Below are 23,397 nucleotides of genomic sequence, written 5' to 3'. Positions count from 1 at the left end.
TCGGCCGCCGCGCGCCGCCGGAGAAGGCGGCGCGGGTGCTCAGCGCAGGAAGCCGTCCAGCACGTCCGCCGTGTAGGTGCCGTCGTGGTAGGTGCGCACGTACTCGGCGGACTCCTGCGCGGTACGCCGGGCGAAGTCGCGGTCCTCCAGCAGCGACTCGACGGCGCCGCGCAGGGTGGCGGGGGTGGCGTTGACGATCGGGGGCCGGATGCCGACCGACCGGTGCAGCCGCTCGTCCAGGAAGGCGATGACGGGCCGGCCCGCTGCCATCCCCTCGCAGGCGAAGGTGCCGTAGGTGCCGACGGCGAACTGGTCGACGACCACGTCCGCGCCCTTGACCAGTTCCCGCACCTCGCTCCAGGGTGCCCCGGTCAGCATCCGGAACTCGATCAGACCGCGCCGGTCCATCTCCTCCAGCACCGGCACCACCTTCTCGGTGCCCTTCGTCCACCGCTTGGAGGGCGCGTGCACCACCACGGGCCGGGAGCGTTCCATGGCGGGCCGCTCGCTCGCCCAGCTCCCGGTGTCGACCACCAGCGGCGCCCAGCGGGCCCCGGGCAGCTCCTCCAGCAGGTCGGGGGTGGTCACGAACTGGGGCAGTCCGCTCTGCGCGGCCGCCCGCCGGTTGCGGGCGCTCTTCCTCGTCAGAGCCTTGAGGACGGCCTCGTCGGCGGCGTGGAAGAGGGAGTGCTCGTAGCGGCTCATGTGCCGCTGGGGGTCGCGCACGTCGCTGCCGTGCGCCAGCAGCGCCACCTTGATCCCGGCGGCGGACAGCGAGGGCAGGTCGTCCTGGATGTGGCCGCCGTTGAGCCGGCCCAGCGCCGGGGTGAAGGAGTCGGCCAGGTAATGCGTGTAGGAGCCCAGCACCCGGCGTGCCCGCTCCAGTTGGAAACCCAGGTCGCCGGTCCGCTCGCCGATCGCGTAGATGTCGGCCGGATAGATGACGCTCTGGTCGTGGGTCTGCATCACGACCTCGGCCGACAGGTCCTGGCGGCGCTCGCACAGCGCTCGCGCGAATCCGGCGAGCTGACCGGCCGAGTTGGCGCACCCCAGGCCGAGCCGTACCGGGGTGCCGCCCAGGGACCGCCACGCGGACGGCGCAGCGCCGGACTCCGGCGACACCGGGGACACGGCACGCGCCGGGGCGGCCGGTCCGGGCTGCTCGGAGGCGGACCACGGCACGCCGCGGGGCGCCAGACGGGCCGCGGCGGCCGGGCCCGCGAGCTGCTCGTAGAGGTCCAGCAGTCCCGCCGACTGCTGCTCCCAGGACAGCTCCCGCAGCAGCGGTTCGGTGATCCGCGCGGCCAGCGTGCTCCGCTTGGCGAGGCCGCGCTGCACGGCCGCCACGAAGGAGCGGACGTCCTCGGTGGCGAACACCTCGCCGACACCGGTGCGTTCGACGAAGTTGCGCAGCGTGCGCACCCCGCTGGTGACCATCGGCAGTCCGGCGTGCAGGTACTCGGCCGCCTTGGTGGGCAGCGAGATCTCGCAGTTGGGCACATGCCGGAAGCAGACCAGGCCGAGGTCGGCGGAGGAGAGGTAGTCGGGCACCTGCTCCTGCGGCACGTAGGGCACCACGTGCACCCGCTGCCGGACGCCCAGCTCCTCGGCCCGGGCCAGCAGCCCCTGGAGCGTCGCGTTCTCCTTGCCGGCGACCAGCGCGAGATGGGCGTGCGGCAGCTCCGCCAGGCCCTCCACGGCGGTGTCCAGCCCGCGCTCGGGGCCGATCCATCCGGCGTAGACGAGCAACGGTACGTCGGGGCTCAACCCGCACACGTCCCGGACGCGGACGCACTCGCCCGCCGTGGCGCTGACGGTCTCGCGGACCGGCGCGTTGGCGACGACCAGCGGCTCGGCGGGCAGCGCGTACGCCTCGCGCAGGATGCCGGCCAGTTCCCCGGAGACGGTGACCACCGCGTCGGCGCGGCCGATGAACTCCTCCTCCACTCCGGGGAAGGCGCTGGCGCGCACCGCGTCGGGCCACTCGACGCCGCGGACGTACTCGTGCGCGTCGTACAGCCAGCGGGTGGGCACACCACGGGCCCGCAGCCGGGCGGCGCTGCGCGCCCCCACGGCGATCATCAGATGGTCGTTGGCGTGGATGACGTCCGGTTCCAGCTCCTCCACGACCGGACCGAACGCCAGGTCGATGTCGAGCAGTTCGGGCCAGTCGGTGCGCCAGTCGCCGGTGGGCCGCGTCGCACCCGCCACCTGCCGCCGCTCCCACCGGTAGGCCCGGCCGCGGCCCCGGTGCGCGTACCGGCGGGCCCGCACCCATCCGCGGAGCGCCTCCCGGGCGAGCTGCCGGGCCAGTGCGGCGGCCCGCGGCTCCTGGCCGGCCGGCCGCTCGGGTGCGGGGCCGCCGAGCCAGCCGACGCGTGCCGTCTGCTCGCGCACCCAGGCCGCGTGCGCGGCCCGGGCCCGTACCCAGGCGGCGTCGTCGGGCAGTCCGAACTGGGTGAGCCGGCTGCGTACTCCGGGGCGGCGGCGCTCGGTGGCGACCACGGCCCGCAGATGCGCCGAGACCGGCACCTTGATGACCCGGACCGGGCCGAGCACCGACTCCTCGCGCCGCCGGGAGGGGCTGCGCCCGACCAGCGTCACGTCCCAGCCCGCCCGGGCCGCGGCGATCGCGGTCTTCTGCACCCGCGAGTCCCCGGCGATGGTGTTGCCGACGACGACGGCCAGCCGCGGACGCCCCCGGGGACGCTCCTCACCCTGCCGGGCTGCGCTCCCGGCCATCCGCCCGGCCGCCGCGCCGGGCGCCTCGGGTGCGTTGCTGCCGCGCGCCGTCCGGCGCCGGATGCTGCGGTGCGTGTGCCTCATGCCGTGTGCTCCGCGATGGTGGGGGCCGTCGGGTCGTGGGGGGCCGTCGGGTCGTGGGGGGCCGTCGGGTCGTGGGAGGTGGCGGCGGCGTGCGGCGCCGGTCCGCCCGGGTCCGGCGCAGCGGCGGATGTTCTGACGGGAGAGGCCACCACGAGCGGTTCGAGCGGCCCGGCCGTCTCTCCCGCCGCCGGGGGCGCCCCGCCACGTACCCGGCCCGCCTCGCGTGCCGACTCCAGCACGGCCGCCGACACCTCCACCGTCCGCAGCCCCTCGCGGGCCGTGACGATGCCGCTGCCCTCGCCGGTGCCCTCGCGCACCGCGTCGCGGAACCGCTCGTGCTCGACGAGCAGCGGCTCACGCTTGGGGAACGCGTACCGCACCGCGTCGCCCTCGGCGACCCCGCGGAAGGCGCGCAGGGCCTCCCACTCGGTGGCCACCGCGCCGTTGGCGTGGAAGGTCAGATCGGCGGTGAGGGTGTCCGCGACGAAGCAGCCCCGCTCGCCCGTGACGGCGGTGAAGCGCTCCTTGAGCGGGCTGAGCCAGTTCACCAGGTGGCTGACCATGGTGCCGCCGGTCAGCGAGCCGACGACGGCCACCATGTCCTCGTGCTCGCGGCCGCTCTTGGAGACGGTGCGGGCCGAGAGCGAGGCGTAGCCCTGCCCGGTGATCCAGCTCGTCAGGTCGATGTCGTGGGTGGCCAGGTCCTTGACCACGCCCACGTCGGCGATCCGGTGCGGGAAGGGCCCCTGCCGCCGGGTGACGACCTGGAAGAGGTCCCCCAGCTCCCCCGCCTCCAGCCGGGTGCGCAGTTGCTGGAGCGCGGGGTTGAACCGCTCCACGTGGCCCACCCCGGCGACCAGGCCGCGCTCCTCGAAGGCCTGCACCAGCCGCCGTGCGGCCTGCGGCGTGTGTGCCAGCGGCTTCTCCAGCAGCGCGCACACGTCGTGCGCGGCGAGCTGCAGGCCGACCTCCTCGTGCAGCGCGGTCGGACAGGCGACGACCGCGTAGTCGACGCCCAGCGCCAGCAGGTCGGCCACCTCGCGCAGCACCGGCACGCCCGGCGGCAGGGGCCCGCCGGTGTGCGGGGCTCCGGCCGGGTCGACGACGCCGACGAACTCCACGCCGTCCAGCGCGGAGAGGATCCGCGCGTGGTTGCGGCCCATCACCCCCAGTCCGACGAGTCCGGCGCGCAGCCGCCGCCCGGAACCGTGCCCCGCGTGCTGCTCCGGCCCCGCGGCCGCGGCGGCGGCCCCGGGGCCGGACCCCGCGCGGGGCGCACGGGCGGTCCTGGGCGCGTTGGCCGCGGGTGCCACGGGGGCGGCCGCCGCGGTCGGCGCCGCCGAGGCCGCCCTCGCCGCCGTCATTCGGTCACTCCGGCCCGGCTCGCTGCGCTGTTCGCGGCGGCCACGATCCGGTCCAGGTCCTCGGGGGTGAGTGCCGGGTGCACGGGCAGCGAGAGCACCTCGGCTGCGGCCTGGTCGGTGACCGGAAGGTCGGCGCCCAGGTGCGCGTAGGGCTTCAGCCGGTGGATGGGCGTCGGATAGTAGACGGCGCACCCCACCCCCGCGGCCTGCACCTCGCGCTGGACGGCGTCCCGTACGGCGGAGCCGCCCGGGACCCGGACCGTGTACTGGTGGAAGACATGCCGGGCGCCGTCGGCGACCTGCGGGGTGACCAGTCCGCCGGTCAGGCCCGCGTCGAGCGCCTTGGCGTTGGTGCGGCGCTGCTCGGTCCACTCCGGCAGCCGTTCGAGCTGCACCCGGCCGATGGCCGCCGCCACGTCGGTCATCCGCATGTTGGCACCGACGATCTCGTTCTCGTACCGCTGCTCCATGCCCTGGTTGCGCAGCAGCCGCAGGGTGCGGGCCCGCTCCGCGTCCGGGACGACGACCATGCCGCCCTCCAGGGCGTGCATGTTCTTGGTCGGGTAGAAGCTGAAGCAGGCCGCGTCCCCGAAAGCGCCCACCGGCCGCCCGTGCAGCGCGGCGGCGTGCGCCTGGCAGGCGTCCTCGACGACGGCCAGTCCGTGCCGCTGCGCGAGCTGGGTGAGGCGCCCCATGGGCGCCGGATGGCCGTACAGGTGCACCGGCAGCAGTGCGGCGGTACGCGGACCGACGGCGTCAGCGGCGGCGTCCGGGTCCAGGCAGAAGGTCTCCGGGTCGATCTCCGCGAAGACGGGTTCGGCGCCGGCGAGCCGGACCGCGTTCGCCGTGGCGGCGAACGAGAACGAGGGGACGACGACCTCGTCGCCCTGCCCGATGCCGAGCGCGAGCAGCGCCAGGTGCAGCGCGGAGGTGCCCGAGTTCACGGCGACGCACGGACGACCCTCGACCAGTGCGCCGAACTCTTCTTCGAAAGCCGCCACTTCGGGGCCCTGGACCACGCGGCCGTCGCGCAGGACCCGCACGGCGGCGGCGACCTCGTCGTCCCCGAGCACGGGTTTGGCGGCCGGAATCATGGGCTTGGCAGCCGGAATCATGTCTTTTCGCAGCCCTTGCATGCGGATGTGCCCTCCGGTTCCCCCGGCAGATTCGCCCTATGTGGACCCGCATCCGGCCACCCTCTTGCATGATTTGCTTACAAATCACTCGGATCGCCTACATCTGCACCCCGGACGAGAGCGCGGCGGCGCCTTCCGAACGCGCCCCGTCACCGAGCGGACGACAGGAGCCGGCCCCGGGACCGGCTCCGTCAGCGGCCGGGCCCCGTCAGCGGCTCGGCCCCGTCAGGAACCCGGCGGGGCCCCGTCAGCGGCCCCGGCTCCTCCCGAGCACACCACCCGGTGCCGCTCATGGCGCGGACCGCCAGATCACCCTCACGGAGCGGACAGCCCGGTCCCCGTCACGGAGCGGCCCGCCCCCGCCCCCGTCACGGGCGGCCGCGCGCCCCCGCCCCGTGCTCCACGGGCCGCACCTCGCGGAGGCCGGGGCCGGACCCGGCCGCCTCGGCGGCGCCCTCCTCGGGCTGCTCCCGATACCGCTCGCCCGTCCTGGGGCACTCCCACTCCCCCGGCCGCTCCGGCACCGGACGCAGCCGCACCCCGGACCGGCCCACCCAGCCGATGCGGCGCGCCGGAACCCCCGCGACGAGGCCGAAGTCGGGTACGTCTGCCGTCACCACGGCGCCCGCCGCCACCATCGCCCAGCGGCCGATCCGCACCGGCGCCACACACACGGCGCGCGCGCCGAGCGAGGCGCCGTCGTCGACCGTGACCCCCACCGCCTCCCAGTCCCCCGCGCGTTTGAGCGCGCCGTCCGGCTCCACCGCGCGTGGGGCGCGGTCGTTGGTGAGGACCACGGCCGGTCCGACGAAGACGCCGTCGCCCAGGACGGCGGGCTCGTAGACCAAGGCGTGGTTCTGCAGCTTGCAGCGGTCGCCGATCCGGACCCCGGCACCGACGTAGGCACCCCGCCCGATCACGCACTCCGCGCCGAGTTCCGCGTCCTCGCGCACCTGCGCGAGCTCCCACACGGTGCTGCCGTCCCCCACGGCGGCGCGCTCGGAGACCTGCGCGCCCGGCATCGCACGGAAGTCCCCCGCACGCGTGTGGTGCGGCGGACGGAAGGACGAGGCCGGTCCGGAGGCGGCGGCCGGGGTCGGGGAGGCCGGGTTGGGGGTGGGATCGGCGGTGGGCATGGCGACTCGCTCTCTGTGCGGGGCGGTACGGGGGCGGTACGGGGGCGGAACGACACGGCGGACACGGCGGACGCGTCGGGACCGGCGGTCCGGGGCCGCTTCGACCGGGCCGGACCACTCCGGCCCGGTCCGGCCCGGCGAACCGGTCCGGGGCCGAATATGGCCGCGGCACGCGGCGTGTCCGGCGACCGGCGCGCGCGACGCACCCGGAGTCCGCCCGCTTCCCCGCGGCGCCCCTCCGCCGACCGGGTGAGCGGCACCCCGGCGGCGCGCCGCAGGCGCGGGGGCCGACGGGCCCGGGGAGAGGCTGGCGGTATGTCGCGCTCGGATGAGATCCCCGTCCCCCAACCGGCGCAGGGACCACGGGCCTTCGGTCTGCCCGGCACACTGGTCCAGCGCTGGAACGCGCTCGCCGTCCTCGCCTGCGGCGCGACCGTCCTCGTCCTGGGGTACCGGCACCGCTGGACCAACGACGACGCGCTGATCTACACCCGCACCGTGCGGCAGATCCTGGCGGGCAACGGCCCGGTCTACAACGTCGGCGAGCGGGCCGAGACCTCGACCGGGACGCTCTGGCAGTGGCTGCTCGCCGCCGGGAGCACCGCGCCCGGGGTGGACGACCCGCTGCGGCTCGCGGTCGCGCTGGGGCTGCTGTGCACCGTGGCGGGCTTCCTGCTGGCGCTGGACGGCAGCCGCCGGATGATCCGCCTGCACCGGCCCGCGGGCGCGCTGCTGCCCGTCGGGGTGCTGGTGTTGCTCCCGCTCTGCGCGACCTGGGACTACGCGACCTCCGGGCTGGAGAGCGGGCTGACCTTCGGCTATCTGGGCGGCTGCTGGTGGCTGCTGGTCCGGGCGCGCTCGGAACCCGAACCGGAACAGGATCCGGCCCCGGAACAGGACCGGGACCGGGACCGGGACCGGAAGGCGTCGGCGCTCCGCTGGCTGCGGCACGCGCTCACGGCACCCGGACGGGCGCTGCCCGCCACCGCGTTCGTGTTCGGCCTGGGCCCGCTGGTGCGGCCGGACCTCGTGCTGGTCGGCGCCGTGTTCCTGGTCGCGCTGTGGGTGGTGCGGCGCCCCCGGCCGCGCACCGCGCTCGCCTGGGCGGGCGCGGCGGTCGCGCTGCCGGGCGGCTACGAACTCTTCCGCGCCGGGTACTACGGCGTACTCGTCCCGCTCCCGGCCATCGCCAAGGAAGCCTCCGGCAGCCAGTGGGGCTACGGCTGGTACTACCTGCGCAACACCTTGGACCCGTACCTGCTGTGGGTACCGCTCGGCCTCCTCGCCGCGTACGGAGTGCTCCACCTGGTCCGTGCGCGACACGGAAGAAGAAACGGCAGCGGAAACGGCAGGGGCAGCGACAGCACAGACGGGAGCGCAGGCGGGAGCGGCATCGACAGCAGCGGCTGTGCGCCGGGCGCGCCACGCGGGGCCGACGCCGCGCTGGTGGTGGCGCCCGCCGTGGCGGGGCTGCTCTCGGCGCTCTTCGTGGTGAAGGTCGGCGGCGACTTCATGCACGGCCGGATGGTGCTGCCCGCCCTCTTCCTGCTGCTGCTGCCCGTCCTCCTGCTGCCGTTCGGTCGTGCGGCGGCCGTGCTGACGGCGGCGGTGGCAGGCTGGGGCCTGGTCTGTCTCGTCGCGCTCCGCCCGCCGCTGGGGAGCCTCGAGGACGAGCGGATCGTCTTCGACTCGCACAGCGTCTACCAGCAGGCGCTGGGCGCGCACCATCCGGTGAGCCAGTACGACCACACCGCGGCGCCGCGGGACTTCACCCTGGTGGCGCGGCACGCCCTGCGCGAGGGCGGGCACACGCTGGTGCTGCGGCTGCCCCGCGACACCGGGTTCCCGCTGGTGCCGCTGGCCCCTCGGGTGCGGGCGCCGGTCGCGGGCGCGGAGGCGCGGCTGGGGCTGGCCGGGGCCGTCCTCCCGCTGGACGGCCGGGTCGTGGACATCCTCGGTCTGGGCAACCCGCTGGGCGCCCACACCGAACCCGTCTCGCACCGCAAGGCGGGGCACGAGAAGCCGCTGAACCGCGCCTGGATCCTCGCCGACCTGACCGCGCCGGGCGCACCGGTGCCCCGGGGCGTCGATCCGCGCCGGGTGCGGGCCGCCCGGCACGCGCTGACCTGCGGCCCGCTGCCCGACCTCCTCGACTCGACCCGGGCGCCGCTGACCCCGGGCCGCTTCTGGAGCAATCTGCGGGGCTCCTGGTCGCGCACCACCGTGCGCATCCCGCCGGACCCGCTGGTGGCCGAACGCCGGCTGTGCTGAGCGTGTCCGGGCCGAGCCGGTCGCGGCGGTCGCGGCGGTCGGGTCAGCGGCGGGCGCGGCGCACGGCGCGGGTCATCAGCGGGGGCAGGAGGTCGACGGCGAGCCGCCGGACGGCCGCGGCGCGCAGTGCGGTCCCCCGGGCCGTACCGGACTCGGCGTGCCGCGAGACGGGCAGCACCGGCGGGTCGGCCTTGCGCGCCCCCACCAGCAGCAGCCGTCGGCCCGCGACCTCCTGCCACTGCAGCCAGCACTTGCCGCGGGCCCGCAGTTCGGCGTGGAGGGCGTCCTGCCAGGGTTCCGGGTCTCCCCAGGTGCCGTAGAACTTGTGGCCGGACACGCAGACCGGCCGCAGCCCGTCCTCCAGCACGGCCTGCCAGGTGGCGCAGGCGACACCTGGTGTGTGGTCGGAGCGGTAGTCGTCCAGGACGACGAGCCCTGCCGGGCCGAGGGCGCCCCGCGCGGCGGCGATGTCCCCGCGCACGTGCGCGTACAGGTGGGAGGCGTCCACGTGGACGAAGCGGCAGCTGCCGTCCGCCACCTCGTCGGGCACCGCCGTCGTCGGCGCCTGGAGGATCCGCGGCAGCTCGTCGTGGAAGGAGAGGTAGTTGGCCTCGAAGGCGCGTCGGGTCAGCGTGGGGTAGGAGCGCCGCAGCTCGCGCCCGTTGGCGTCGTCGGGCGCGGCCTCGGAGTCGAAGAGGTCGCAGACGGTGAAGCGTTCGTCCGGGCCGTTCAGGTATCCGCCGGTCAGGACGGCGCTCTTGCCGAGATAGGCACCCATCTCCAGCAGGTCGCCGCGGTGCTGGAGTTCGCGCTGCCGGGTCAGGAACCAGTCGAAGAGGATCAGGTCCGTGCGGTAGAACCAGCCGGGTACCTCCTCGAAGGTCCGGGGCCTGGGCGGTTCCCGGCCGTCGGCGGCATCGGCGGCGGGGGCTTCGGCGGCGGCGTCGGGCAGAGCCCGGCCGGACGAGGCGGTGGTCGTCATGGGAAGGCGCTCTCCTCGGTACGGGTGCGTGCGGGCGTCCCTGGCACCTGTACCGCCCGCCGGGGCGCGTCGGAGCCCGCCGCGCCGTGCGTCGGCAGAGCTTCGGCGAGCCGCAGCGGCGCGGCCATCCGGGATTCAGCCGCCGTTCGCGATCCGGCCCGGCACCCGGGTCCCGCCGGTGCGGGGTGCCACGGTCCGGCCGTCCGCCGGCCACCGGCCGCTGCCGCCCTGCGGGGCGCGCACCCGGGGGAGCCGACTCTCGGGCGCCGGGGCGCCGCCCGCTTCCGGCGCGGCCCGCCCGTGCAGCCATCCGGGGAACGACGGTTCCACCAGCGGCCAGAGCACCTGCCGCACATGCGGCAACCCCAGCAGCATCGTGAGCCCCACGGCGAGCACCGTCGTCCCCACCACCGCCAGCAGGCCCCCGGTGACCACCACCTGGTAGCCGCCGGTCTGCCGGACGGCCTCGACGACGAGTCCGTGCAGCAGGAAGGGGTAGAGCGCGCAGGCACCCAGCACGGTGTAGCCGGTGCGGCGTGCGGGGACCAGCGCGAGGAACGCGGCCACGAGCACCCCGCCGAGCACGAACAGCGCGAGCCGCACGCCCACGTACGGCAGCGGGCGCAGGCCCAGTTCGTGGGCGCCCGCCTCCATCAGCAGCCAGTCGCGGCTCACCCGGGGCGCCGCCCACCAGGCGCCCGCCGCGGCGGCGGCCAGCACCGGCAGTGCCCATCTGCGCGCGGCCCGGTTGCGCAGCGGGCGCAGTCGGTCGGCGCGCAGCCGCAGCCCCAGGACGAACCACGGCCAGTACATCAGCAGCTGGGACAGGGCCAGTTCGTCTCCCAGGTCGGTGAACCCGGCGGCGACCGACAGCAGCGCGGCGAAGGCCACCGGCCAGCGGACGGCCCGCCACAGGGGCGCCGTCAGCCGCCAGACGAACAGCGCCAGCAGGAACCAGCACACGAAGGAGGGCCGGGTCGGGGTGACGGCGAAGGGCTGCTCCCAGAAGAGGGTGCGCATCCCCCCGAAGGCGGCCTCGAAGACGAGGTAGGGGACCAGCAGGTGCGTCAGCAGCCTGCGCATCTGGTCGGGCCGCCCGGTGAAGTTCCGCGAGAGGTGGCCGCACAGCAGTGCGAGGGCGGGCAGGTGGAAGGAGTACACCAGCAGCGAGGCGGCCTCGACACCGCGCATGGCGTCGGCGACGGGTGCCCAGTTGTGCTCCAGGACGACGAGGAGGACCAGCAGGAAGCGCGCGTTGTCGAGGAACGGGTCGCGTCCGCTGAGCCGCCCCGCAGCGGAGGCGCCGCGGGCCCGCCGATGGGATCCCCGGGCCGCTCTCTGATGGGCTCCCGCGGCCGTCCCCGGGCCGCCGGAGTCGCCTTCGCGCGCCCCTCGGGCCTCGTCCGCCGCGCCGCGCTCCCCGGGCCGCCGGGTGCCCGAGGAGGACGGCGCCGGGGAGGGCGCGGGCAGCCCGGAGGCGGTTCCGGGCGGCCCGGGGAGGACGCCGCCGCCGGAGCCCTCCGGCCCGGCGCAGGAGCCCAGGGCCGAGACCGTGGGCGCGTACCGCGGCGCGGCTTCGCCGTCCGGCGGCGCGGTACGCGGCGGTTCCGCGGCGCCGGGTGCCGTGCGCGACGGTGTCACGAAGGTGTCGGTGAAAGGGTCCCAGGCCATCACGCCGTCCTTGGCTCACTCGTTCCGGGCGAGCGTCCCCGGCGCCGCGGCCGGGTGAGACCCGGCACCGGTGGCTCGATGAGGGGCCGCGCGAGCCGCCGTACGAGCGCGGTCGACAGCAGTACGGCGACGGCGGCTCCGCAGACCGTCAGCAGACCGGCACCGAGCGGGCCGAGCGGACGCAGCGGCGCGTCCCAGCCGTAGCCGTGCGCGGCGGTGGTCAGCAGTCCGTGCAGCAGGTACGGGTACAGCGTCACGGCCCCGAACGCGGTGATCCAGCGGGTGCGCCGGGGCACCACCGCGAGGAAGGCGCCGGTCATCAGGGCCGTCACCGCGAACAGCGCGAGCCGCACCAGCAGGTAGGGCAGCGTGCTCGCGTGCAGTTCGGCCTGGCCGTAGCTCATCCACAGCCAGTGCACATCGGTGCCCGGCGCGAGCGCGTACGCCGCGGCGCCGCCCGCGGCGAGCACCAGCGGGGCGCAGCACCGCAGCGGGACGCTGGTCCGCAGCCGGGCGAAGTGGGCGGGCCGCAGGGCCAGTCCGAGGACGAACCACGGCAGGAACATCAGCACCCTGGGCAGCGCCAGGTCGTCCCCGAGGGTGGAGGTGCCGGCGGCGAGGGAGACGAGCACGGCGACCGGCAGCGGCCGGGGGATCACCCGCCACAGGGGGACCGTGAGCCGCCAGACGAAGAGTGCGGCCAGGAACCAGCACACGAACGTGGGTTCGGTCAGGGTCAGCCGGAACGGCTTCCCCCAGGCGGCGGTCTCCACCGCGGTGTAGAGCACCTCGAAGACGAGGTAGGGCACCAGCACTCCGGCCACCAGTCTGCGCAGTTGCGCGGGGCGTCCGGTGAAACCGCGGGAGAAGTAGCCGCTCAGCAGGATGAAGGCGGGCATGTGGAAGGAGGAGATCCACAGATAGCCGGCCTTGACGGTGCGGGAGCCCTCGACGAGCCCCATCGGCCAGCTGTGGCCGATCACGACGAGCACGATGAGCAGGAACTTCGCGTTGTCGAGGAACGGGTCCCGGGCGGGGCGCCCTGTGCCGTCGGCCGCGCCGCCGGCGACGGCCGCGTCGCCGGCAGTGTCGTGGGCCGCGCCGGCAGGTGCCCCGGAGCCGACCGGCGCCCCGGAATCGGCCGGCGCCCCGGAAGCGACCGCCGACGCCGTACCGGCTGCCGCCGGGGCGGCCCCCTCGGCGGCCGCGCCGTCCGCGGGCACGCCGGAACCGGCGGGCGGGCCGCCGTCGGTGCCGCCCGGTCCGGCTGGGTCGATGATCTTCGAGGCCATTGATCAGACAGTAGGCGCGGCGGCTGTCCATCCGGTCGCGGCATGCCGCCGCGAGGGCCGAACGAGGGACATACGAGTGTTACGAGCGCATCCCCTCCCTTTTCACACCTCAAATAGTCGGTGGAAATCATCTGTTTTCGAGCACATGGACGTGCGCAGCACGGAGAAGGGGAAGCCGCGGATGAAGATCGTGTTCCTGCTGGACAACGCCTACGGAATCGGCGGGACGATCAGGTCGACGGTGAACCTCTCCGGAGCGCTTGCCGATCGGCACCAGGTGGAGGTCGTCAGCCTCCGCCGGTCACGCCAGGAACCGGCGCTCGTCTTCGACCCCCGCGTCACCCTCACCTCCCTCATCGACCTGCGCCGCTCCTCCCCCGGCTACGACGGGGACCACCCGGACTACCGGCGGCCCAGCGAGCGCTTCATCGAGGGCCGCGACCACGTCGAGCGCGGCATCGCCACCCGGCTGGGCGACCTGCGGGTGAAGGCACTCCTGGAGCGGTTGGACGCGGACGTCGTCATCGGCACCCGGCCGAAGATCAACGACTACCTCGCCGCCTACGGCACCGACCGCTATCTGCGCATCGGGCAGGAACACCTCACCCACGCGATGCACAGCGACCACATCCGCAGCCACCAGGACGCCGCCCTGGCCCACCTGGACGCCTTCGTCACGGTCTCCTACGCGGACGCCGCCGACTACCGCGCCGCCCTGCCCGAGGTGCGGGCCGAGATCACCTGCGTGCCCAACGCGGTACCCGCCTCGCAGGTCGAACCCTCCGACGGAGAGGCCAAGCTCATCGTCGCCGCGGGCCGCCTCATCAAGGTCAAGCGGTACGACCGGCTGCTGCGCGCCTTCGCGCTGGTCGCCGACGTCCACCCGGACTGGTCGCTGCGGCTGTACGGGCGCGGTCCGCAACAGGACGCGCTGCGGGCCACCCTGAACGACTGCAACCTCCACGACCGCGCGTTCCTGATGGGCGTCCACTCCCCCATCGAGACGGAGTGGGCGAAGGGCTCCATCGCAGCCGTCTCCTCCGACGCCGAGTCCTTCGGCATGACCCTGGTGGAGGCCATGCACTGCGGCGTCCCGGTCGTCAGCACCGACTGCCCGTACGGACCGGGAGAGATCATCACCAACGGCCAGGACGGGCTGCTCGCCCCGCTGGGCGGCAGCGAGGAGACGACCGTACGCGGCTACGCCGACGCCCTGCTGCACCTGATCGAGGACCCGGACCTCCGCTCCCGGATGGCCGGCGCGGCCCGGGAGAAGGCCGCCCGCTACTGCCCCCGGCGGGTGGCGGGCGAGTACGAGGCCCTGCTGACCCGGCTGTCGGCGGGCCGCCCCGGCGCGGGCGCCGCCCCCGGCCGCGCCGCACCCGAGGCCGCACCGCCGAACGGCGGCCCCGGACAGCCGGCAGGACCGACACAGCCGTCCGGCCCCGGACAGGCTCCCGGACCGGCACCGGCACCGGCAGCCGCACCGGCGCCGACAGCAGAGACCGCGCAACCGGCGGGAGACGCGCGGCCGGCCGGACCCGCGCAACCGGCGGGCGACGCGCAGACCGGGCCGGGAACACCGGGCGGGTCCGCCGCCCGGCAGCCCGCAGCCGCGGCATCCGCCCCCCGCGCGGGCAGCCGTGCGCGGGTCGCACGGGCCGCCCGCCGCCTCGTACCGCGGGCGCTCGTCCCCGCGCTGCGCCCCCTGGCCCGTGCCCTGCGACCGGGCGGAGGCGCGCCGGGCGGCGCCGCCAAGGGGATGCGGCGCCCGGTGGCCCGGGCGCGAGCCGAGCGGGACGGGGCCCTACTGGTCCGGCTCCGGGCCGACACGCTCCCCAAGGGCCCGGCGGTGCTGTCCCTGCGCCCCCGGCACCGGGACGACTCCGCACCCGTCCGCCTCCCGCTGCCGCCCCGCGACCGGGCGGACGCGGACGGCTGGGTCGCCCTCCGGCTGGAGCGCTCCGGAGCGGACCTGTACGAGGCCCGGTGGGACGCCTACGTGGAGCGCACCTCCGACGGCGCGGCAAGACGGGTCAAGGCCCTCCTCGTGGAGACGGCGCACCTGCTCTCCATGCCGGCGCCGCTCACCGGCGACGGCACCCTGAACCCCCGGATCCCCTACGTCACCAGCGACGGCTACCTCGCCGTGCGCGCCTGGTCGCGCACCCGGCACGCGGAAGTCACCTCGATCGAGATGGGCGAGCACGGCTACACCCTCACGGCACGGCTGTACGGGCGGGGCACGCGCCCGGCGCTGTCGCGGCGCACCGAGGAGCTGTCCGGCGGGCCGGTGCTGGCGGCGGTGCCGCGCGACAATCCGCGCCAGGCCTTCGAGTTCCCCGGGCGGTGGAGCGGTGACGGCGCAGAGGGCACGGAGCGCACGGACACCGTGCGGATGGAGCTGCCCTTCGAGCTGCCCGCAGCGTTCGCCGACGGCGCCCCGCAGGGCGTGTGGGACCTGTGGCTGCGCCCCGGCCTCGGCCCCGAGAGGATGCGCATGGGGCGGCTGCTGGGCGACCTGCCGGACCGCAAGAAGACCGACGTCACCCCGCCCACCCGGCTCGGCGACGGCGGCCAGGCCGTGCAGCTCTATTTCTCGCTCAACAACAACCTCGTCCTCGCCCTGCGGACCCTCGCCCCGCACCCGGCGGAGCAGGTACGGCAGCCCGGCGCGGAGCAGGCCGCCCGGGGCGGGGCCGCGGCGGACGCCGCGAGCCGTCAGGACCGGTCGTCGGCACCGAGCGCCTCGACCCGCGCCTGATCCGGACCGGCCTGCGCGGCGCCCGGGCCGCCGCGCTCCCGCACGTGCCGTGCGCGGGCCTCGGCCTCCCGCGCCAGGGCCTGCACGGCACGGTCGAAGCGGACCAGCGAGGGCGGCTCGGCCGGGCCGAGCAGCCGCACCTTCAGTGCGGCGCGGGCGGCGGCGAGCGCGTCCTCCTCCGGGTGCCGCACGGTCCGCAGCAGTCCGGGAACCCCCGCGCCGTCCGGGCCCAGCACGGTGGCCGCGCGCACGGTGGGGAAGGCGCGGCGGAAGCCGTCCTCGTCCATACCGCTGGTGTTGACGACCGCGTACGGCTTCTCGCTGCTGAGGTAGTCCGAGACCACCGAGGAGACGTCCGAGACGAGCACGTCGGCCTCGTTGAAACAGCTGAACAGCCCTGGTCTGGGCCCGTCGACGACCTGGTGCCACCCGGCGGGCCGCGCCGCCCAGTACGCCTCCTCCCACCGCCGCTGGGCCTCGGCCGTCGCCCTGGCGCGGCCCGGCGCCGGTGCCTGCTGGCGCAGCATCCGCTCCACCTCGTCGGCATGCTGCCGCAGGTCGGCGCGGGTCAGCTCCTCCAGCGCACGGGTCGCCTCCTCCAACGCGGCGACCGCCTCCGGATCCGGCTGCGCGCCGCCCTGCCCGGCGCCCGCGCGGAGGACCAGCGCGCGGATGCGCCGGTCGGCGGCGCCCGCCCGCGGGTCGATCGACCCGGTCATCGGGTGCGGTTTGTACAGCAGCCGCACCTTGGGGTCGGCCAGCAGCGCGCGGACGATGTTCTCCCCCGCCGTGAGCACCGAGGTGTTGCCCGGATCGTCGGTGAACCCCTCCCAGGTGGGCGCATAGAGCACGGTCAGCCGCCCGTCTCCGCCGCCCGCCGAGCGCTCGTCGGCGTGCCGGATGGGGGTGAGCTGGGGGCGGCCGACCTCGACGACGTCCTTGTCGTCCACGCCGACCTCGGCGAGCCGGTAGCGCTCGCGGGCGGCTTCGCCGGCGACCCACACCTGGTCGTAGGCCTTGGCGTAGGGGTTGCAGGAGGAGAGTTTGTCGGACTCGCCGTGGTTGATGAAGGCGTGCTTGAGGGTGGGGATCCGCAGCGCCTGGGAGGTCTTGCCGGAGTTGGCCGGGTGCAGCAGCACCTTGAGGGTGGAGTGCTCCAGGTGCATCAGATGGGAGACCTTGGGGATGCAGACGATCGGGACGTCGGTGGCGTCGATCTTGCGCACCATGAACCGCTCCCGCAGCACGATCAGCGGCCGCCCCTCCAGCTCCGCCAGCGTGGAGAGCCACATGTTCGCCTGGTACGCCGACGTCGTCCCGCCCGAGAAGTACATCGCCACCGTCGGCCGGTACTCCGCCAGCCATCCGTCCAGCCAGGCCAGCGCCTCCTCCTCACCGGCCACCCGCCTGCCGGGCAGCAGCCGCCCGGCCAGGTGCGCGGTCCCCGCCAGCAGCCCCACGCAGCAGGCCCACGCCAGGACCGACGCCCACCCCGGCTCCCCGGACGCGGCCGAAGCGCTCATCCCGGCCGTCGTGAGCGCCGCGACAGCCGTCAGCCGCACGGTCGCCCGCTGGGCGAACAGCGCGGGCGGCGCGGGTGAGAGCCGGAGCGCGGAGGTGTCGATGTTGCGGGTGACCACCGGGAGCCGCCGCCGGTCGCGCACCGCGGCCGCGACGGCCTGGCAGGAGAAGTGCAGGATCCAGCAGAGCAGCACCGCGCCCGGCAGCAGCGCACCGGCCCCGGCCGGGCGCAGCACCCCCAGCCCGCCCAACCCGCCCAGCAGCAGCGCGTCCCGCAGCAGCTGCCGAACCGGCGGTGTGAGCTGCGCCCGGCGCAGCTCCCGCACCACCTGCTGCGCACCGTAGGGCAGCAGCACATCGGTCAGCAGGCCGAGCAGCGCGCCCGCGACGACGAGGAAGGCGTGCGGGTAGGCGATGCCCAGCACCTGGAGCAGATAGCCGGCGGCCAGCAGCACCAGCGCCGCCGCGGACCCGGCCTTGTGCCGCAGCACGGCGCGGCGCTGCCGCCGCTGCGTGGTGTCGCCCCCGGTACGGCCCGCGCGGTGCACGGCCACCGCCGTGCCGGTTCCGGACCGGCCGGAGCCGGTCACCGGGTCGAGTACGAGCGTGTCGGCCTCGTCCACCCCCGGGGGGCCGCCCGCGGCGTCCGGCCGCGGGCCACCGTCACCGGCCGCACGGCGGCCGCCGACCGCGTCGCCGTCCCCGTGCGCGCCGCTGTCGTCGTTCGCGTCGTCCACTCCGTCCACCAGCACACCCACACTTCACCGTAGGCAGCGCCGGTGCGGCTCGTCGCGGCACAGGCGGCCGAACGCGTGACCGCCGCGCCGCGGGAAGGTCCCGCGGCGCGGCGGTCGGGGTGTCCGGTGCCGGACCCGGGTCAGCGGTTGCTGCGCAGCAGGGTGCGCATCGTCCGCATCGCCACCGAGAGGTTGGCCAGGTCGAAGGTCTCGGACGCCTGGATCTCATCCAGGGTGGCCCGGGCACGGACGAGGATCGCGTGGTTCTTCTCCTCCCACGCCTCGTACCGCTCCTCCGAGGACGCGGCGCCGTCCCCGGCCGCCAGCACATCGGCCGTCAGCAGCTGGTGTGCCGCGTAGAGGTCCTCGCGGATGGAGGAGCGGGCCATGGACTGCCAGCGGTCGGCGCGGGGCAGCTCGCTGACCCGCCCCTGGAGCTGGGTGATGCCCAGCCGGTCCGCGAGGTCGAAGTAGACCTCGGCCACATCCAGCAGGCCCATGTCCGTACGGCCCTCGACGGCCACCACGTCCAGCGCGGAGAACGCGGCCGCCGAGCCCGCCAGGCGCAACGCCAGATCCGAGGGGACACCGGCGCCCGACAGCTTGTCGTACACCCGCTGGTGCCACTTGAGGTCGTCGCCCTTGAGCAGCTTGGGCAGCTCCGCCCAGACCGCCTCGACCCGGTCGGCGAACAGCTCGATGGTGTCGGCCAGCTCCAGCGGCTGCGGGCGGTTGTTGAGCAGCCAGCGGGTACCGCGCTCCACCAACTGCCGGGAGCGCAGCCGGATGTCGGTCAGGACGTTGGCGGCGACCTCGTTGTCCAGCGACTCGACAGCGTCCCAGATGTCGCCCAGCCGGAAGATGGCCCGGGCGGCGGTGTGGGCGCGCACGATCTCCTCCGTGGAGGCGCCCGACTCCTCCATCATCCGGTGGACGAAGGTCGAGCCGGAGGTGTTGACCGTGTCGTTGACCAGCAGCGTGGTGATGATCTCGCGGCGCAGGGCGTGGTTGGCGATCTGCTGGCCGAACCGCTCGCGCAGCGGCTCGGGGAAGTAGGCGTACAGCAGCCCCTCGAGGTACGGGTCGTCCGGCAGCGAGGTGCCGATCAGCTCAGCAGTGATATTGATCTTGGTGTACGCGAGCATCACCGCGATCTCCGGCTGCGTCAGCCCCTGGCCGTTGCCGCGCCGCTCCCGCACCTGCCGGTCGGAGGGCAGGAACTCCAGCGGCCGGTCGAGCTTGCCCTCCTTGGAGAGCCGGCGCATCTGCCGCTGGCTGGCCAGCAGCAGACTCGCCGCCTGCGCCAGCGAGTTGGCCAGCGCCGCGTTCTGCGCGTAGTTGTTGCGCAGCACCAGCATGCCGACCTCGTCGGTCATCTCCGCCAGCAGCGCGTTGCGCTGCTTGACGGTCATGTCGCCGTCGGCCACCACCGAGTTCAGCAGGATCTTGATGTTCACCTCGTGGTCGGAGGTGTCCACCCCGGCGCTGTTGTCGATCGCGTCGGTGTTGATCCGGCCGTCGTTCAGCGCGAACTCGATCCGGCCCAGTTGGGTGCAGCCGAGGTTGCCGCCCTCGCCGACCACCTTCACCCGCAGGTCCTGGCCGTCCACCCGGATGGCGTCGTTGGCCTTGTCACCGACATCCGCGTCGCTCTCCGTCGACGCCTTCACATAGGTGCCGATGCCGCCGTTCCACAGCAGGTCGACCGGGGCGGAGAGGATGGCCCGCATCAGCTCGGCGGGCGTCATCTTGGTGACCCCCGGCTCGATGCCCAGCGCCTCGCGCACCTGCGGGGTGATCGGCACCGACTTGGCGCCGCGTGGGTGGATGCCGCCGCCCTGCGAGATCAGCCCGGGGTCGTAGTCCGCCCAGGACGAGCGCGGCAGTTCGAACAGCCGGCGGCGCTCGGCGTAGGAAGTCGCCGCGTCCGGGTCGGGGTCGAGGAAGATGTGCCGGTGGTCGAAGGCGGCCACCAGCCGGATGTGCTCGGAGAGCAGCATGCCGTTGCCGAACACGTCACCGGACATGTCGCCGACGCCGACCACGGTGAAGTCCTCGGTCTGGGTGTTGTGGCCCAGCTCCCGGAAGTGCCGCTCGACCGACACCCACGCACCGCGCGCGGTGATGCCCATGCCCTTGTGGTCGTAGCCGGCCGAACCGCCGGAGGCGAAGGCGTCGCCCAGCCAGTAGCCGTAGGACTCGGCGACCTCGTTGGCGATGTCGGAGAACCTGGCGGTGCCCTTGTCGGCGGCGACGACGAGGTAGGTGTCGTCCTCGTCGTGCCGCACCACGTCCCGCGGGTGCTCGACCGCCCCGGAGACGAGGTTGTCGGTGACGTCCAGCAGACCCGAGATGAACGTCCGGTAGCAGGCGATGCCCTCGGCCTGCCAGGCGTCCCGGTCGGCGGCCGGGTCCGGGAGCTGCTTGCCGACGAAGCCTCCCTTGGCGCCCACCGGCACGATGACGGAGTTCTTGACCTCCTGCGCCTTGACCAGGCCGAGCACCTCGGTACGGAAGTCCTCCCGCCGGTCCGACCAGCGCAGGCCGCCGCGGGCGACCTTGCCGAACCGCAGGTGGACGCCCTCCACCCGCGGCGAGTACACCCAGATCTCGTACTTGGGGCGCGGCGCGGGCAGCTCGGGGATGGCCTGCGGATCCAACTTCATCGACACATAGGTGTGCGGCTCGCCGTCACTGCCGCGCTGGAAGTAGTTGGTGCGCAGGGTGGCGTTGATGACCGTCAGGAAGGAGCGCAGAATGCGGTCCTCGTCCAGGCTGGCCACCTGGTCCAGCGCCCCGGCCAGCTCCTCCAGGATGCCGTCCGTCAGCTCGTGCCCCGCCCACCGGCGCGCCGGGTCCAGCCGGGCCTCGAACAGGTTGACCAGCAGCCGGGTGGTGTGCACGTTCCCGCGCAGCGTGTCCTCGATGTAGGACTGGCTGAAGGTGGCGCCCGCCTGGCGCAGATACTTCGCGTACGCGCGCAGCACCATCGCCTGCCGCCAGGTCAGCCCGGCGGAGAGCACCAGCGCGTTCAGCCCGTCGTTCTCGGCGCGGCCCGTCCACACCGCGGCGAAAGCCTCCTGGAAGCGCTCGCGGGCCTCCTCCTCCAGACCGCGCCGGCCGTCCGGCATCCGCAGCCCGAAGTCGTAGATCCAGGCGTGCGAGCGATCGGCGCAGCGCAGCTCGTAGGGCCGCTCGTCGACCACCTCGACGCCCATCGCCTGCAGTCCCGGCAGCACGGCCGAGAGGGAGACGGGGCTGCCGGTGCGGTACATCTTGAAGCGGCGCTCACCCGGGCCCGCACCGACCGGCTCGTACAGGCTCAGCGAGAAGTCGCTCTCCTGGCCGCCCCGCACCAGCTCCTCCAGGTGCTGCAGGTCGGCGACGGCGGCACGCGGCGAGAAGTCCGCCTTGTAGCCCTCGGGGAAGGCCCGCGCGTACTTCTGCGACAGCTCCGCGGCCTGCTCCTCGCCGCACTCGGCGATCAGCGCCTCGTTGAAACCGTCCGCCCACGAGCGGGCCGCCTCGGCCAGCCGGGACTCGATGCGCTCGATCTCCGCGTCGGTCAGCTCGGCGAGCTGGGCGCCGGGGCGCACCCGGATGACGAAGTGCAGCCGGGAGAGCACCGACTCGGTGTTCCACGCGGTGAAGTCGACGCTGGTGCCGCCCAGCTCCTCGGTGAGGATCTCGGTCAGCCGCAGCCGCACCGCGGTCGTGTAGCGGTCGCGCGGGAGGTAGACGAGCGCCGAGTAGTACCGCCCGTACTCCTCCTTGCGCAGGTAGAGCCGCAGCTTGCGGCGCTCCTGGAGGTAGAGGACGGAGGTGACGATGGAGCGCAGCTCCTCGACCGAGGTCTGGAACAGCTCGTCGCGCGGGTAGGTCTCCAGGATCTGCATCAGGTCACGCCCGGCGTGGCTGTCGGGCGTGAAGCCCGCACTCTCCAGCACGTCGGTGACCTTGCGGCGGACCACCGGGACCCGGCGCACCGACTCGGTGTAGGCGGCGGACGAGAACAACCCGAGGAAGCGGCGCTCCCCGACGACGTTGCCCGCCTCGTCGAACTTCTTGACGCCCACGTAGTCGAGGTAGGACGAGCGATGCACGGTCGCCCGACTGTTCGCCTTGGTGAGGACCAGCATCTGGTGCTCGCGCGCCTTGGCGCGCGCGTCCGCGGGCAGCCGGTTGAAGGACGGCGAGACCGGGTGGCTCTCCTCCGTGCTGCGCTGCGGGTCGGCACGGAGGATGCCCAGCCCCGTGCCGGGCAGCGGTGCCAGGCTCAGCTCCTCGCCGCCGTCGCTCTTCCCGGAGCCGTCCGCGCCCCCCTCGACGTCCAGTTCGTACTCGCGGTAGCCGAGGAAGGTGAAGTGGTCGTCGGCCAGCCACCGCAGCAGCTCCCGGGCCTCCTCGATCTCCTCCCGGGGGAGCTCGTCGGTGGGCTCGCCGGGCAGGTCGTCGGCGATGCGCAGGGCCGCACCGCGCATCTTCTGCCAGTCCTCCACGGCCTCCCGCACGTCCGAGAGGACCCTGCGCAGATCCGCGGCGATCTGCTTGAGGTCCTCGCGGTCCGTCTCGCGGTCGATCTCGACGTGGATCCAGGACTCGACCACCGCGTCGTGCGGCAGCTTCCCGTTCCCGACCTCCCCGGCCCCGCCCTGCCCACCGGCCGCGGGCTCGCCGGCCCCGGCGGTCCGGGTGTCCGGCAACTGGGTGTCCGGCACCTGCGCGAGGTCGTCCCGGCCGACGGAGAGCACCTCCAGCAGCTTCCCGGTCAGATCCCGGCGGACCACCATCTGCGGGTGGATCACGGCATGGATGCCGCGCCCCCTCCGCGAGAGCTCGTTGGTGACCGAGTCGACCAGGAACGGCATGTCATCGGTGACGACCTCCACCACCGAGTGCGTGCACGACCAGCCGTTCTCGTCTATCGACGGCGAGTACACGCGGACGTTCGCCGTGCCCTGCGGCCGCTCCTCGGCCAGCCGGTAGTGGGCGAGAGCACCTCCGAGGACGTCGACCGGATCGCGGTCGGCGAGATCCTCCGGCGCCGTGTGCAGGTAGTACCGCTGGAGATACGCACCAAGGGCGTCGTCCTGGGGCCCCTGGACCGGGTGGCGCCCCTGGGCCGGGCTCCGTTCAGCCACCCGTGCGGCTTCCGCCAGCCGCTCGGCCTTTGCTTCTTCCAGCTTGCTCTGCATGTCCTCTGGCTCCTGTCGCGCGCCGTTGCGTGACGTCGGGAAAATGAAGGCACGGCACCGGAACGACGCGGGGTCTCCGCTCGGGTCCGCCGCTGTGCCGGGAGAGACGACCAGCGGCGCCCCGCCCGCGCTGCCGCGGGGGGCGCTGTACGGAGGATCGCTCGGGCGCTGATCCTCCGGTGGATATCGCGCTGATCACGTGGGTAAGGCTATCGCCCCCGGCCGCCGACGCGTCATGGGCCTTATATGTACGAATAGGGAGAACGCCGAGATCGTCTTCTCCGAACCGGCCAGGTGGAGCGGGTTCGGGAAAACTTCTGGCAAAGCGACGTTCCAGGGGCACGCTCCCGGAGACGGTGCGAGCGGCCCGTACGGTTCCCCCTTTCGGGCAGCCGGGGTGGCGCCGACCGCTGCCACCGTGATCCGTGCGGCCGTGATCCGTGCCACCGTGATCCGTGCCACCGTGATCCGCGCGGCCAATGCGGCGCAGGGACGCCGCGCC

Annotated in this window: 11 protein-coding genes; 2 read left to right on the top strand and 9 right to left on the bottom strand. The window is 74.5% G+C overall.

Going from position 1 to position 23,397, the window contains the following annotated elements:
• Positions 1 to 39: 39 nt before the first annotated feature.
• From ACFYNS_RS27985 to ACFYNS_RS27970, 4 genes are all read right to left on the bottom strand, one after another.
• Positions 40 to 2,826 (bottom strand): glycosyltransferase, encoded by a 2,787-nt coding sequence (locus tag ACFYNS_RS27985; protein ID WP_360301308.1) that lies wholly within the window; start codon positions 2,824 to 2,826, stop codon positions 40 to 42.
• Entirely contained in the window at positions 2,823 to 4,190 is a 1,368-nt protein-coding gene (locus tag ACFYNS_RS27980) for a Gfo/Idh/MocA family oxidoreductase (RefSeq protein ID WP_388605594.1), read from the bottom strand. Before ACFYNS_RS27980 ends, ACFYNS_RS27985 begins: the two co-directional genes overlap by 4 nt.
• The gene (locus ACFYNS_RS27975) at positions 4,187 to 5,305 is read right to left on the bottom strand and encodes a DegT/DnrJ/EryC1/StrS family aminotransferase (RefSeq protein ID WP_360301303.1); all 1,119 of its coding nucleotides are present in this window, start codon (positions 5,303 to 5,305) and stop codon (positions 4,187 to 4,189) included. Before ACFYNS_RS27975 ends, ACFYNS_RS27980 begins: the two co-directional genes overlap by 4 nt.
• A 389-nt stretch (positions 5,306 to 5,694) precedes the next feature.
• Positions 5,695 to 6,462 (bottom strand): acyltransferase, encoded by a 768-nt coding sequence (locus ACFYNS_RS27970; protein WP_388605593.1) that lies wholly within the window; start codon positions 6,460 to 6,462, stop codon positions 5,695 to 5,697.
• 315 nt (positions 6,463 to 6,777) lie between these two features.
• Between ACFYNS_RS27970 and ACFYNS_RS27965 the strand changes: the two genes are divergently transcribed.
• On the top strand, positions 6,778 to 8,733 hold the full coding sequence (locus ACFYNS_RS27965) for a hypothetical protein (RefSeq protein WP_388605591.1): 1,956 nt from the start codon (positions 6,778 to 6,780) through the stop codon (positions 8,731 to 8,733).
• A gap of 43 nt (positions 8,734 to 8,776) precedes the next feature.
• On the opposite strand, the gene ACFYNS_RS27960 is transcribed toward ACFYNS_RS27965, so the two are convergent.
• The 3 genes from ACFYNS_RS27960 to ACFYNS_RS27950 form a co-directional block, all read right to left on the bottom strand.
• Entirely contained in the window at positions 8,777 to 9,715 is a 939-nt protein-coding gene (locus ACFYNS_RS27960; RefSeq protein WP_388605589.1) for a class I SAM-dependent methyltransferase, read from the bottom strand.
• 135 nt (positions 9,716 to 9,850) lie between these two features.
• Complete coding sequence (locus tag ACFYNS_RS27955) at positions 9,851 to 11,386, bottom strand: acyltransferase family protein (protein ID WP_388605587.1); 1,536 nt, start codon at positions 11,384 to 11,386, stop codon at positions 9,851 to 9,853.
• Positions 11,386 to 12,678, bottom strand: a complete 1,293-nt coding sequence (locus ACFYNS_RS27950) for an acyltransferase family protein (RefSeq protein WP_388605585.1) — start codon at positions 12,676 to 12,678, stop codon at positions 11,386 to 11,388. Before ACFYNS_RS27950 ends, ACFYNS_RS27955 begins: the two co-directional genes overlap by 1 nt.
• Positions 12,679 to 12,823: 145 nt before the next feature.
• Here ACFYNS_RS27950 and ACFYNS_RS27945 point away from each other — a divergent pair, with 145 nt between their 5' ends.
• On the top strand, positions 12,824 to 15,442 hold the full coding sequence (locus ACFYNS_RS27945) for a glycosyltransferase (protein WP_388605583.1): 2,619 nt from the start codon (positions 12,824 to 12,826) through the stop codon (positions 15,440 to 15,442).
• Here the strand turns inward: ACFYNS_RS27945 and ACFYNS_RS27940 are convergent.
• Together ACFYNS_RS27940 and ACFYNS_RS27935 are read right to left on the bottom strand one after the other, a co-directional pair.
• Positions 15,400 to 17,715, bottom strand: a complete 2,316-nt coding sequence (locus ACFYNS_RS27940) for a hypothetical protein (protein WP_388605623.1) — start codon at positions 17,713 to 17,715, stop codon at positions 15,400 to 15,402. The two genes, ACFYNS_RS27945 and ACFYNS_RS27940, sit on opposite strands and share 43 nt — an antisense overlap.
• Before the next feature lie 125 nt (positions 17,716 to 17,840).
• Positions 17,841 to 22,895: an NAD-glutamate dehydrogenase gene (locus tag ACFYNS_RS27935; RefSeq protein ID WP_360300691.1), complete on the bottom strand. Its 5,055-nt coding sequence runs from the start codon at positions 22,893 to 22,895 to the stop codon at positions 17,841 to 17,843.
• Positions 22,896 to 23,397 lie beyond the last annotated feature (502 nt).

Origin of the sequence: Streptomyces sp. NPDC006925 (assembly GCF_042869575.1) — a bacterium.
Taxonomy (GTDB): domain Bacteria; phylum Actinomycetota; class Actinomycetes; order Streptomycetales; family Streptomycetaceae; genus Streptomyces.
Note: the sequence above shows the minus strand (reverse complement) of the source record. Positions and strands in the feature narration are given on the sequence as shown.

Coding starts and splice junctions, on each gene's coding strand:
- ACFYNS_RS27975 (WP_360301303.1), bottom strand. CDS start 5,305: ATGATTCCGGCTGCCAAGCCCATGATTCCGGCCGCCAAACCCGTGCTC.
- ACFYNS_RS27955 (WP_388605587.1), bottom strand. CDS start 11,386: ATGGCCTGGGACCCTTTCACCGACACCTTCGTGACACCGTCGCGCACG.
- ACFYNS_RS27960 (WP_388605589.1), bottom strand. CDS start 9,715: ATGACGACCACCGCCTCGTCCGGCCGGGCTCTGCCCGACGCCGCCGCC.
- ACFYNS_RS27965 (WP_388605591.1), top strand. CDS start 6,778: ATGTCGCGCTCGGATGAGATCCCCGTCCCCCAACCGGCGCAGGGACCA.
- ACFYNS_RS27980 (WP_388605594.1), bottom strand. CDS start 4,190: ATGACGGCGGCGAGGGCGGCCTCGGCGGCGCCGACCGCGGCGGCCGCC.
- ACFYNS_RS27970 (WP_388605593.1), bottom strand. CDS start 6,462: ATGCCCACCGCCGATCCCACCCCCAACCCGGCCTCCCCGACCCCGGCC.
- ACFYNS_RS27945 (WP_388605583.1), top strand. CDS start 12,824: ATGGACGTGCGCAGCACGGAGAAGGGGAAGCCGCGGATGAAGATCGTG.
- ACFYNS_RS27985 (WP_360301308.1), bottom strand. CDS start 2,826: ATGAGGCACACGCACCGCAGCATCCGGCGCCGGACGGCGCGCGGCAGC.
- ACFYNS_RS27950 (WP_388605585.1), bottom strand. CDS start 12,678: ATGGCCTCGAAGATCATCGACCCAGCCGGACCGGGCGGCACCGACGGC.
- ACFYNS_RS27935 (WP_360300691.1), bottom strand. CDS start 22,895: ATGCAGAGCAAGCTGGAAGAAGCAAAGGCCGAGCGGCTGGCGGAAGCC.